General features: G+C 36.3%; 8 protein-coding genes. 4 read left to right on the top strand and 4 right to left on the bottom strand.

Annotation, left to right across the window (positions count from 1 at the left end; translation table 11 throughout):
• The first annotated feature begins 1 nt into the window (after position 1).
• Positions 2 to 1,735, top strand: coding sequence for a proline--tRNA ligase (locus BKH40_RS07140; protein WP_095278197.1), 1,734 nt, complete (start codon positions 2 to 4; stop codon positions 1,733 to 1,735).
• A complete protein-coding gene (gene hemC / locus BKH40_RS07135) occupies positions 1,732 to 2,676 on the top strand; it encodes a hydroxymethylbilane synthase (protein ID WP_095278195.1) in 945 nt (314 codons plus the stop codon). Before BKH40_RS07140 ends, hemC begins: the two co-directional genes overlap by 4 nt.
• A gap of 158 nt (positions 2,677 to 2,834) precedes the next feature.
• Here hemC and BKH40_RS07130 read toward each other — a convergent pair whose 3' ends face one another.
• From BKH40_RS07130 to BKH40_RS07120, 3 genes are all read right to left on the bottom strand, one after another.
• On the bottom strand, positions 2,835 to 5,381 hold the full coding sequence (locus tag BKH40_RS07130) for an autotransporter outer membrane beta-barrel domain-containing protein (RefSeq protein ID WP_095278193.1): 2,547 nt from the start codon (positions 5,379 to 5,381) through the stop codon (positions 2,835 to 2,837).
• 287 nt (positions 5,382 to 5,668) lie between these two features.
• The gene (locus BKH40_RS07125) at positions 5,669 to 7,036 is read right to left on the bottom strand and encodes an L-serine ammonia-lyase (RefSeq protein ID WP_095278191.1); all 1,368 of its coding nucleotides are present in this window, start codon (positions 7,034 to 7,036) and stop codon (positions 5,669 to 5,671) included.
• A 52-nt stretch (positions 7,037 to 7,088) separates the two neighbouring features.
• Positions 7,089 to 8,333: an aromatic amino acid transport family protein gene (locus BKH40_RS07120; protein WP_095278231.1), complete on the bottom strand. Its 1,245-nt coding sequence runs from the start codon at positions 8,331 to 8,333 to the stop codon at positions 7,089 to 7,091.
• Positions 8,334 to 8,522: 189 nt separating this feature from the next.
• On the opposite strand from BKH40_RS07120, the gene BKH40_RS07115 reads away from it, so the two are divergent.
• Together BKH40_RS07115 and BKH40_RS07110 are read left to right on the top strand one after the other, a co-directional pair.
• Positions 8,523 to 10,676, top strand: a complete 2,154-nt coding sequence (locus BKH40_RS07115; protein WP_180675159.1) for a heavy metal translocating P-type ATPase — start codon at positions 8,523 to 8,525, stop codon at positions 10,674 to 10,676.
• A gap of 99 nt (positions 10,677 to 10,775) precedes the next feature.
• Complete coding sequence (locus tag BKH40_RS07110; RefSeq protein WP_095278187.1) at positions 10,776 to 11,336, top strand: DJ-1 family glyoxalase III; 561 nt, start codon at positions 10,776 to 10,778, stop codon at positions 11,334 to 11,336.
• Positions 11,337 to 11,442: 106 nt separating this feature from the next.
• Here the strand turns inward: BKH40_RS07110 and BKH40_RS07105 are convergent, their stop codons facing one another.
• Positions 11,443 to 12,564, bottom strand: coding sequence for a Mur ligase family protein (locus BKH40_RS07105; protein WP_095278185.1), 1,122 nt, complete (start codon positions 12,562 to 12,564; stop codon positions 11,443 to 11,445).
• Positions 12,565 to 12,568 lie beyond the last annotated feature (4 nt).

The following is a 12,568-nucleotide window of genomic DNA, read 5'->3' as shown; positions in this document are numbered from 1 at the left end:
CATGCACTTTAATGAGATTTTTGCTTTTACCACTAAAGAAGCGCCAAAAGATGCCACCCTTTTAAGCCAACAGTATCTTTTAAGGGCTTGTTTTATACAGCAAATTGGAAGTGGTATCTATAACATCTTGCCACTAGGAAAAAGAGTACTTGATAAGATAGAGCAAGTAGTAAAAGAAGAGATGGATAAAGCAGGGGCATTAGAAGTAAGTATGGGCTTTTTAACTCCAGCTTCACTTTGGCAAGAAAGCGGAAGATATGACTTTTATGGAGAAGAGCTAGCAGTCTTTAGTGATAGGAAAAATGCAGAGTATGTCTTAGGACCGACCTTTGAAGAGTGCGTGACTAATATCGCTAAAGCCTATATAAGAAGTTATAAGCAGCTGCCTTTAAACCTCTATCAGATTAACCTTAAGTTTAGAGATGAGTTGCGCCCTCGTTTTGGTTTGCTTAGGGCGAGAGAGTTTATCATGAAAGATGCCTATAGTTTTCACTCTAATAAAGAAGACTTAGGGCGTGAGTTTTTAAACATGCAAGAAGCTTATAGGAGGATTTTTACTAGGCTTGGGCTTGATTTTAGGCTTGTTGATGCTGATAGTGGGGCAATAGGTGGTAGTGGAAGTAAAGAGTTTATGGCACTAGCAAACTCTGGAGAAGACACTATAGTAGTTTGTAAAGACTGTGACTATGCAAGTAATATAGAAGCAGCTAAGAGGGCTTTTAAGCAAGCCCCAAGCGTGCCACCTAATGCTAGTAGTTATCACAAGTTTCACACGCCTAATACTAGCACTATAGAATCTGTAGCTGAGTTTTTTAAGATAGATCCCTACTTTTGCATAAAAGCTTTAATCTATAAAGTAAACCTAAGTGATGGAAGTTCAGACATAGCAGTCTTTTTTATGCGTGGGCTTGATAATATAGAAGAAACTAAAGCTTTAAACGCACTGCGTAGATTAGATTCCAAAGTGCTAAGCATAGAAGTAGCAGAGCTAGAGTTTTTAGAAAGCTATAACTTAGTTGCTGGATTTTGTGGGCCTATATCTATAAAGCACCTTACTAACTCAAACTTTATAGTCTTTGATAATGAGCTAGAAAACGCAAGTGATCTAGTAGCTGGGGCTAATGAAAAAGACCATCACTTTGTAGGGATAGACTTAAGTGAGTTTAGTGGCGTGGTGTATGATGACTTGGTTTTAGTACAAGAAGGTGATATCTGTCCAAAGTGCGGTGGGACTTTAGAGTATAAAAAAGGTATAGAAGTAGGTCATATCTTTAAGCTAGGCAGTAAGTACTCACAGCCATTAAATGCTAACTTTTTAGATGAAAATGGCAAAAATGCCACTTTAGAGATGGGCTGCTATGGTATAGGTGTTTCTAGATTAATGAGTGTTATCTTAGAGCAAAAAGCTGATGATAGGGGCTGTGTGTGGGGAAGTCTAGCCCCTTTTAAGCTTGATATCATCATCTCTAATATTAAAAATGAAGAAGAACTTCAAAAAGGCATAGAGTTTTACACTATGGCAAAAGAGCAAGGCATAGAAACAGTACTTGATAACAGAAATGAAAGATATGGCGTAAAGATAAGTGACTTTGAGCTTATAGGCTTTACTTACGCCATAGTTGTTGGTAAAAACTTAAGTGAAGGCAAGGTTGAGCTTGTCACAAGAGAGGGGCTAGTTAAAGAGCTTATAGACATAGATAAAGTAGAAAGCTTTTTAAAAGGGATAGCGCTATGAGTGATGTAGGTATATTAAAACTTGGCACAAGAGATAGTGTGCTAGCCCTTTGGCAGGCTAACTTTATAAAAGGTCTTTTAGAATCTAAAGGCATAAAAGTAGAGCTAAGAGCCATAAAAACTAAAGGCGATAAGATACTAGATGTCCCACTTCATAAGATTGGCGGGAAGGGACTTTTTACCAAAGAGTTAGAAAATGAACTTTTAAGTGGCGAGATAGATTTTGCTGTGCACTCTTTAAAAGATGTCCCAGTTGAGATTCCACAAGGGTTAAGTCTAGCAAGCATTACTAAAAGACATGATGATAGCGATAGTTTTTTAAGCTTTAAGTATAAAGATATAAGTGCTTTGCCTATAAATGCCAAAGTAGGCACAACCTCTCTTAGGCGCACTACTCAGCTAAAAATGCTAAGAAGTGATATAAACTCCCTCTCTCTTAGGGGTAATGTCCAAACGCGTCTAAGAAAGCTTGAAAGTGGCGAGTTTGACGCCATAATCCTAGCAAGTGCTGCCATTGATAGGTTAGAGTTAAGAGATAAGATTCCTTATATCACAAAGCTAGATTTTATCCCGGCTATGGGGCAGGGTGCACTTGGGATTGAGTGTAGAAGCCCAAGCTTACCTAGAGATGAAGCAATACACTCTCTTTTGCATAGTCTAAGTGATGAAAACTCTTCACTTTGTTGTAGTCTTGAAAGACGCTTTATAAAAGGGCTTAATGGCGGCTGCCAAGTGCCTATAGGCGTGCATGTGACTTTAAAAGAGCCTAGCAGCTTACTACATTTTAAAGCCATCATGAGTGACTTAGAGTGTAGTAAGATCATCCAAAAAGAGCTAAGCTTTAAAAAAGATGAGGCTTTAGAAGCTGTAGATTCCATAGTTGCTTACTTTATAGAAAATGGTGCTAGCGATATTTTAGAATCCATTTCAAAAAGCTTGTAGAGTTTGTATTTTGGCAAGTGGCTTTTAAGCTTTTTGGCTTATAGGCAAGGGCTTAACTAAGCTTAGAATCTAGACTTATTTTATAAAATCTAAATCCTTGCTTTTTTTGAAGTCCACTTTTTTAAAATCTAAATTCACTCCCTAGAATCTAAATTCCCTTAGAATCTAAATCCATATCTGGCACTTATAGCACTAGCTACTAGAGAGCTTTTAAAAGAGCCTAAGTAAGTAAGGCTTAAGTTTTGCGCCTCGCTTAGTGCGTAGCTTAAAGAAAGATTGACATTGCCTCCTAGGCTTTCATTACCAAGGCTTGCTACAAGAAAGCTTATCTCCCCATCTAATAAAGAGGCATTAACCAAAGGATCCTTAGATAAAACATCATAGAATATAAAAGCCCCAGCCATTAGCTTAAAGTCTTCATTTATCGTATATGTATAGTTAGCCCCAAGACTAGGCAGTAAGGCGTGTTGCGTTTTAGAATCTATTTTTAGTCCAAAGCTACCATTTTCTTCATAAGGGTTTTGAGATAGTAAGAGGTAGGTAAGTCTAAAGGCTGGAGTTATGCTGTGATGGTTGAAACTCATCTTATAGCCTAGTAAAAAAGAGGCATTAAACTCATTAGCTATATGGCTTGAAGTAGCCTTGCTTCCCAAAAAGCTTTGTATCCTTTCGCTTCCTATGGCGTGTAAGGCGTAACCTAGGCTTGCTTGGTAGGTAAAGCCTTCATTTAGCGAGTAGAGATAGATTCTAGGTGCTATGGTATTAAAGTTAGTCTCCCTTCCTACCATAGAGTTAGCATAGCTTAGATTCCCACCTACTATTAGATCTAGCACTCTATAGTTATAGCCAGCTAGAAGTCCAAAAGAGTTAGAAGAGTAGCCTTTGATGCCGGTTCTAGTGCCTTGAAAGATGTTTTGATAAAAGGCTTGTGCATAGACTTCACTACTAGGCTCTTCTATATACTCTACATATTCTATAGCGTCTTTGTCACTTTTAGTATCAGTGGTATTAGTAGTCAAAGCACTGGCAAATCTTAGCTTGCTTAAAGCTTTTAGCGAGTTAGCAAGGCTAGAATCTTGCACGATGTTATCTACTATGCTAGTAGTTGTGTTTTGGTTTTCTAGTGCGAAGTTTTGCAAGGAGTTATCTAAGTCGCTAGGAAGTAAGTCACCTAGCTTGTTAAGTGCACCTTCTCTTTGCTCTCTTTTATCACCTTCTATGATAAAAAATTGATTTAATACTCTATCGCTAGGAGATGTGCCTCCTGTAGTGCTTTTATGTTTACCACCAAACTTACCTATGCTTACAGCTAGCCTTTGGACATTACCACTTACGCCACTTTTAGAAGTTGGGGTAGCTTGTGGCTTTGTTTTATCACTGCTATTTGTTGCTTTGTCTTTTTCACTTGGCTTTGTGCCTTCACTACTTGGAGGACTAGATGGCGTGGTAGAATCTGTAGTGCCTGTGCTAGGATCATCACCTTGAGGCTTATCGCTTGTAGAGCCTTCATCTGGCTTGGTGTCTGTTATAAGTTCAAATAGCCCATTGTCATTATATTTAGCTAGGAGGTCTATGGTTTTATCCCCTTCGCTTGCAGTCTTTTCTTTCTTGCCAAGATAAAAGTCAACGAAGATAAAGTTAGACTTAAGCTTTTCTTCTACTAGCTTGTATTTTCCCTTATCTTTTCCTGTTATATCTTTAGCAGTATATGTTTGACTTAAAAAATCCCCATCATCTTCTGGTGCACTACTGTAGTAGATTTGTAAATTATCATGAGAGGTTGCGCTCAAGAATCCCTCTTTTAACAATAGGGCATTGGTATCTTTGGTATCTTTGGTTACACCTGCGGCTTGCATAAACTTTCTCAAGTTGTTTTTATCAGCTGTCTGGCTATCTTTTTTTCCATCAATCTTAGGCAAAGAAGCTAACCTTAAGTAGGATTCTCCCGTTTCTATTGTGCCTATATTAAAACTATTTTCTGTAGTAGAAAAATTAAATGTCGTAGATGTTATAGAAAAACCGCCTTTAGATTCTATAGTGGTAAAGGGGCTTAGGCTGGCACTACTAAAACTAGGGAGAGTGCTGGTGCTTGTCACTATTACTTTATTTATCTTACCGCTATCCCCGCCTTCTGTGGTTAGTTTCGCGGGATTTTTTATATCCGCAGTAGTTATGCTAGCACCATTTTTAAGTATTAGATCTAGCGGGTTTCCACTATCTATACTATCTTTAAAACTTGATATTCCTCCATCTAAAGTAAGCTTAGTAACCTTAAGCTTGTTGGCTGTAATGCTTCCTTTAAAGCTTAAGTCATCAACTTCCATATCTCCTGCTTTTATCTCATTGGTTCCTTGATTACTATTTCCTATACTTATGCTATATGCTCTAATATCATTATCAAAGTTTTCTTTATCTCCCAGAAGTTTATTACCACTCTCTCCATCAAAAACTATACTTTTTATACGAGGTATGGTTTTAAATCTTTCATCTCTACTTATATCTGTAAATTTTATATCTTTAGTTATTAGTGATAGTGTGCCTTGATTATCTTTAGTAGTAGTGATATTTCCTAAATTTGTATTTACATTAAACGAATCATCACTTGTGAAATTATGATCACTAGAGCTGCCTTCTGCTACTAGAGAGAAAGAAAATATTAAAGATGCAAGCACTAGAGGTTTGTATACAAGATTCTTAGTTTGCATTTATATCCTTTTATTCGAAGTTTAGGAGAAGATTCTAGCTTAATTAATATTAAAAGTAAGAATTAATCTTGATATTTTATATAATTTATCAATAATTATTGATATTTTTACTTATGCCTGTAAGGATGTAGATTCTATAAGTCTATAGTGATGATATGTGATGTAATGTGATTAGATAGCCATGCTTGTTGTAGTAAGCCTATAGTAAGTATGCAAGCTATGTTTACTGATAAAAAGATGACTTTATAAAAGATAGATTCTATATAACTATAGAATCTATAAAAGGCTTATGAGCAAGAGTTATTGTGGCAGACATTTAGTGCAAGACCACCTTTTGAAGTCTCTTTATACTTCTCGCTTATATCTTTACCAGTAGCATACATTGTAGCTATGATGGCATCTAGGCTGACTTTAGATTCAGTGTTTTGATAAAGTGCCATGCGTGCTGAGTTTATAGCTTTGACTGCTGCTATGGCATTTCTTTCTATGCAAGGGATCTGCACTAAGCCATCTACTGGGTCACAAGTAAGCCCTAAGTTATGTTCCATGCCGATTTCTGCTGCCATGCATACATGCTTTGCATTACCACCCATAAGCTCTGCTAAACCTGCTGCTGCCATGCTACAAGCTACGCCTACTTCTCCTTGACAGCCTACTTCTGCACCAGATATAGAGGCATTTTTAACATAAAGCATGCCTATAGCGCCACTTGTTAAGTAGTATCTTAGATACATATGTAAGTCTAGCTCTTTTACAAATTTGTTGTAGTAGGCTAAAGTAGCAGGTATGATGCCACAAGCGCCATTAGTTGGGGCAGTGACTACGCGTCCACCGTTGGCGTTTTCCTCACTTACTGCTAGGGCAAAGAGGTTCACCCAGTCAAAAACTACTAATGGATCATCTGAGTTTTTGCTAACTACTTGTTTATATAGACTAAAAGCACGTCTTGGAAGCTTCAAGCCACCACCTAAAACACCTTCTTTTGAAACACCTCTTTTTATACAAGCATCCATAGTGTTATAGATATCTTTAAAGTAAGATTCTATCTCTTCTTTTGTATGCATGGCTAGTTCGTTTTGCATAACTACGCTTGAGATTGACAAGGCGTTATCGTTGCAGTGCTTAAGTAGCTCTTTTGCACTTTTAAAAGGGAAGGGCACTTTGTGATGCTTGCCACTATCTTTTTTGCCTATATTTTCTCTAGTTTTAACTATGCCTCCACCTACGGAAAAGTAAGTATTTGCATAGAGTACTTTTTTGTTTGCATCTAGGGCTTCTATAGTCATAGCATTTTGATGCTCTTTTAAGAAAGTACTTTCAAAGATCAAATCCTTGTCATAGTCAAAGTTAACTTCTACTTTGCCATCAACTTTTAACTTTTTATCTTTTTTGATAGTTTTTAAGATCCCTTCAATAGAATCTATATTTACACTTTTTGCTTCATAACCACAAAGTCCCAAAACTGTAGCCTCATCAGTCCTATGACCCCTACCTGTCATGGATAAAGAGCCATAAAGATGCACTTTTAAGCTAGCTGGCTTTATCTTTTTTTCTAGCATCTCATCTGCAAACATCTTACCAGCCTTCATAGGCCCCATAGTATGGGAGCTTGAAGGCCCTATGCCGATTTTATATAATTCAAAAACGCTATCCATTTGTGTACCTTTTAATACTTCGATATACCTTAAATTAGTATTTAGATATATCCTACACTAAACCATAAATCGCTGCTGTTATAGCTATTATCCCAAAGACTACTACAAATATACTTATCCATATATTTCTATAAGCCTTTAAAGCAGGATATCTCCAGATAGCATAAATTGGCATTAAGAAAAGTATGGCAACTAGCACTAGTCCACCTATACCTTCTATGATATTTAAGATATTTGGATTTTCATAAGCTACAAACCAAGCTATTAAAAACATAATGATAACTGCAGCTATGTTTAGCTTTTTCTCAGAGATGTTTTTCCCACTTGCCTTTCTAACTATACCATTAAAGCCCTCTCTTGCACCAAGATAGTGACCTAAGAAACTTTTAGACATGGCGACGAAGGCAACTATTGGTGCTATTATCTCTAGTATTGGGGCGTTAAATTTATTAGCTACATAGCTAAGGATTGATATGTTTTGCTTGTTTGCTAGGGCAAAGTCATGTGGTGTTAGACAAAGCGCACAAGAAAATGTAAAAAACATAACAACTATTACCATTATGATATTGCTTCTTGAGATGATTTTAGAAGCTTTCTTATCAGCTAGCTCGCCATATCTTTTTTTCTCATGTACTGCAAGAGAAGAAATTATAGGTGAGTGGTTAAAAGAAAACACCATAACTGGTATAACTAGCCATAAAGTAAACCACATACCATGGCCGCCCGGCACGCCACTAAAGCTTATGTGTTCAAATAGCGATGTATTCCACTGAGGGATTAAAAAAAGTGCGACTATGATTAAGAAGGCTATGAAAGGATAGACTAGATAACTCATAATCTTAGTTACTACATTTTCTCCAAGATAGGAGATTATCATTAAGATTCCAACTAAGATTAGACTTATTATTATCCTGCTTAGTGAACTAGACCCAAAGTTTTCATAGCCCATTTGATGTACTACAAAGCTTATTAAGGTATTAGTAATACCAACGCTATATATTAAAACTATAGGGAAGATTGCAAAAAAGTACACAAGAGTTATTATAAACCCGCCAACTTTTCCAAAGTAGTTGCCAGCAACTCCAGTTATATCATCACTTGGATTTTTATCACTTAACACGAAACGACAAAGACCCCTATGTGTTAAAAACGTTAAGGGGTAGGCAAGTATAAGTATGATGATAAGAGGTATAAGACCTCCCATGCCAGCACTTATAGGAAGGAAAAGCACCCCAGCTCCTATGGCTGTGCCAAAGAGGCTAAGTGTCCACGTTGTATCGTCTTTGTTCCATTTCATTTTGTCTTTTATCTCTGTTGTTCCCACTCTAATGCTCCTTGTGTTTTGTAATAAGCGATTATACCAAGCTTTCATTCTATAAAAAATTTAAACTTAAAATTATATATTCTCTGATATTTTTATACTTCTATTATGTGGAATTACGATTTTACACTTTTATACATTTATAAGAAAAGGTTTTTACTCAAAATGAGAACATACATTTTATACATAAGCAACTTAAGCTGTCCAAGTTGTGTAGATGAGTTACAAGATGCCTTGCGAAAATTACAAGTTGTTAAAAAAGCTAACTTGGACTACGTACAAGGCACACTAGAAGTTATGACTAGTGACTTAAAGCAAGTCATAGCTACTATTAAAAAGATAGAGCCAGATAGCAACATCTCTCAAGATGAAGATTCCTTGCCAAAAGAGCACTTTTTTTCTAAAGAGTTTTTCTTGCTGCTTGGTCTTTTTATAGTTTTTATCTTTGCAGGCGGCATAGAGTATATAGTGGATAATATGCATGGGGAAAATAGCTTTTCACATAAAGACATTATAGATTATGTCATATGGTTTATCCTAGCTATCATTTATCTAATAGCTGGAAGAAATGTCTTTAAGGGTGCTTATCAAAGCATAAAGTCTTTAAGCTTTTTTGATGAAAATATGCTTATGCTTATAGCAAGTATTGCAGCAATAATTTTAGGTCACTACGCAGAAGCCTGTGCCATCATGCTATTTTTTAGTCTTGGGGACTACTTAGAAAGCAGGGCAGTAGCTAAGTCTAAAAACTCCATAAAGTCTTTGATAGATAAAGCACCAAAACTAGCTAACCTAGTCACAAGTGAAGGTAAAGTAGAAAAAGTATCGCCAAAAGATGTAGCTATAGGTGAAGTGATACTTATAAGGGTAGGGGACATGGTGCCACTAGATTGTGAGATTATAGAAGGGACTTCACATGTAGATAGATCTAATCTAAATGGAGAAAGCTTGCCTGCTAAAGTAGTAGTAGGTGATAGCTTAGAGCAAGGCGTGATAAATCTATACATACCCTTAAAGGCAAAAGTAACTAAGAAGTATGAAGATTCTAGGATGTCTAAGATTGTAGAGCTTGTAAGGCAAGCTTCTGATAAAAAGGCAAAGAGTGAACGCTTCATAACTGTCTTTGCAAGGTACTATACGCCTATAGTTGTTGTAGTGTGTTTGATAGTGGCTTTTGGATTCCCATTTATCTTTGGGGGGACTATAGGAGAGTGGGTTTATAGAGCTTTAGTCGTGCTTATGGTAAGTTGCCCATGTGCTTTAGTTATAAGTGTGCCACTAGCTTACTTTGGTGCTATAGGAGTGGCTAGCAAGTATGGAATCTTGATTAAAGCATCTAAATACTTAGAAGCCTTAAATGGCGTTAAGTTTATAGCCTTTGATAAGACTGGGACTTTGACTAATGGACGCTTTAGCATAGTGGATTCTAAGATTATAGAATCTAGTGATATCCCTAAGGGCTATGAAACCAAAAAAGCCTTCCTTTTAGATCTAGCAAGTAATATCCAAGCTTTTAGTAACCACCCACTAGCAAAGGCTTTTAGATATAAGCTAAATGCACTTAATGTAAGTGATGTAAAAGAAGTCGCTGGGCGCGGGATAAAAGCAAGGTATGAAGATAAAGATGTGCTTTTAGGAAACGCAAGCTTTTTAGAAGAAAATGGCATAGAAGTACATAGAGAAGCGGTTATATCTTCTATAGTTTATATGGCAGTTGATAAAAAGCTAGAAGCTATCTTTTATCTAAATGATGAGTTAAAAGTTGATACCTTAGAAGCTTTTAGACGCCTAAGAAAACTAGGTATAAAAAACACTTACATACTAAGTGGAGATAGTGAGGCTAAGGTCAAAGAGATAGCAGATGAGCTTCACTCAAACTATAGTGCTAATTTAAGTCCTGAGCAAAAAGAGCAAAAGTATCTAGAGCTTCAAAAGCAATTTAATGTTAAAAGTGCCTTTGTGGGAGATGGTATAAATGACGCCATAGTCTTAAAAAGAAGTGATGTAGGTATAGGGATGAATAACGGATCAGATGTAAGTAAAGAAAGTGCTGATGTTATCCTTACTCACTCGCTTATAACCTTGCCACTAAGTATAAAGATAGCTAGGAAAACTAGGACTATAGTTTGGCAAAATATAATCTTTGCACTAGTTGTAAAATTAATATTTATAGTTTTAGGGCTTATGGGCGTGGCAAATATCTGGGAGGCTGTATTTGGTGATGTTGGGGTTGCGCTAATAGCACTTCTTAACTCTATGAGGGTTAATGCTATAGAGCATGTTGCTTATAAAAAAGGTCAAGAGCTAGATGATATATAAAAGATTTTAAACATTAAACTAGCTACTAGTAATAATTTACTGTTAGTGAAATCAATTGTGATAGAATCCAAAAATATTTAAAATTTAGGAGTAATGAATATGAAAACTGTATTAGTACCTTTAGCAACTGGATTTGAAGAAATAGAGTTTATGGGCATAGCTGACACGCTAAAAAGAGCCGGTGTGAATGTAATAATAGCTGGGCTTAATGGTGCTAACGTAGTAGTTGGTGCTAATGGCATAGGTGTAAAAGCTGAAGTAAGCCTTGATGATGTAAATGTAGATAGCCTTGATGCTATAGCACTACCGGGCGGTTGGGATGGTATGGATAATCTTAAAAAAGATGCCAGAATCATAAAAATACTTCAAACACTAAATGAAAAACAAAAGCTAGTTTCAGCAGTTTGTGCTTCTCCACTAGTACTAGAAGAAGCAAAAGTATTGCCTGATAACTATACTTGCTATCCGGGATGTGAAGGACCTATAAGCCATGGCCAAAGACAAGATAAGCCAGTAGTAGTAAGTGGTAATATCATCACTTCAGCTGGTCCTGCTACAGCTATACTTTTTGGTCTTGAGATAGTTAAACACTTAGTTGGTGGCGAAAAGTATATGGAAGTAAAAGAAGGTCTACTTATACCTATGATAACCCATCATTAATTAACTAACTTTTATATACAGCTAAGGTCATCCTTAACCATTAATAGACTGCTAGGGTTTTTCTAGAAGTCTAGCCTTCATTGTAGTTTTGCTATAAAAAGCACTACTACAAAACCCCTTCATATCTTTTTAAAAATGCTTCAACTAATGAAAAACTTCCAAATACTACATAGGTCTCTTTTGGGTCTAAAGTCAAATCTTGCATAAAACTAGACTTTATCTCTAAGCTTTCTAGTGTGCTTTTTAGCGCTTCTGGGGCTAGGATACGAGGATTATCAACTTTAAAGATAAGCACTTTTTTTAAGATAGGCTTAAGTGTGTGCAATATCTCTTCATAGTCTTTGTCTTTGTAGGTATTATAAATTAGTGTGATATTTTTAAATATAGAAGAAAGATTGCGTGCTGCGTGGAGGTTGTGCCCTACGTCTATGTAGAGGTTATCTTGTAGTTTTTCTAACCTTCCTCGTAAGTCTAAAGGCTTGCTTAATAAAGGCACTTTTATGGAATCTAAAAAAAGACTTGCAAGACTAAGATTAGATTCTAAAAAAGGATAAAGATGATACTTTTTAGCATAGGCTTTTACTTCTTTTGAAGGCGTATCATCTTGAAAAACTAGCTTTAAATTCTTTTCTTTAGCTATCTTTAAAGCTATCTTTTTGGTTGTTTCTTGCTGAAGCCCTATAAAAGTAAGCCCATCCATTGCTTTTAGTTTAGTTGTAGCTATAGATTCTAAAGTAGTGCCAAGATAGTCTTTATGATCAAAATCAATTGGCGTGTATATGCTTGCATCATAGTTTATACAAGAAGTAGCATCATACTCGCCTCCAACCCCAGCTTCAGCTATAAGATAGTTAAGTCCTTGTGCTAACACTAGACAAAGAAAAAAGCTATATTCAAAGTAGCTAGCTTCATTTATAAAACTAAAACTTTGTAAAAAGTTATGCGCCTTTTCTAAAGTCTCAGAATCTACTATCTTGTTGTTTATAAAAAAGCGTTCTTCATACCTAAATATATGAGGGCTAGTAAAGTGAAGGGTGCTAAAGCCTGCTTCTTGCAAGCTTTGAGTGATAAAGCGTCCAGTACTACCTTTGCCATTAGTCCCCATGATGTGGACTGTGTGGTTTGGCAGCTTGAGATTTGGCTTTAAAAGAGCGTAAATTTTATGTACTCTAGCCTTATCAAAAGGGGCGTACTCAAGCCCTTTTTTATCCATATAGTCTTTTAGCATATTC

The sequence above is a fragment of the Helicobacter sp. 11S02629-2 genome (assembly GCF_002272875.1).
Lineage (GTDB): Bacteria > Campylobacterota > Campylobacteria > Campylobacterales > Helicobacteraceae > Helicobacter_I.
This window is presented reverse-complemented; position numbering and strand designations above follow the sequence as displayed.

Coding starts and splice junctions, on each gene's coding strand:
- BKH40_RS07105 (WP_095278185.1), bottom strand. CDS start 12,564: ATGCTAAAAGACTATATGGATAAAAAAGGGCTTGAGTACGCCCCTTTT.
- BKH40_RS07125 (WP_095278191.1), bottom strand. CDS start 7,036: ATGGATAGCGTTTTTGAATTATATAAAATCGGCATAGGGCCTTCAAGC.
- BKH40_RS07110 (WP_095278187.1), top strand. CDS start 10,776: ATGAAAACTGTATTAGTACCTTTAGCAACTGGATTTGAAGAAATAGAG.
- BKH40_RS07130 (WP_095278193.1), bottom strand. CDS start 5,381: ATGCAAACTAAGAATCTTGTATACAAACCTCTAGTGCTTGCATCTTTA.
- BKH40_RS07140 (WP_095278197.1), top strand. CDS start 2: ATGCACTTTAATGAGATTTTTGCTTTTACCACTAAAGAAGCGCCAAAA.
- BKH40_RS07115 (WP_180675159.1), top strand. CDS start 8,523: ATGAGAACATACATTTTATACATAAGCAACTTAAGCTGTCCAAGTTGT.
- BKH40_RS07120 (WP_095278231.1), bottom strand. CDS start 8,333: ATGAAATGGAACAAAGACGATACAACGTGGACACTTAGCCTCTTTGGC.
- hemC (WP_095278195.1), top strand. CDS start 1,732: ATGAGTGATGTAGGTATATTAAAACTTGGCACAAGAGATAGTGTGCTA.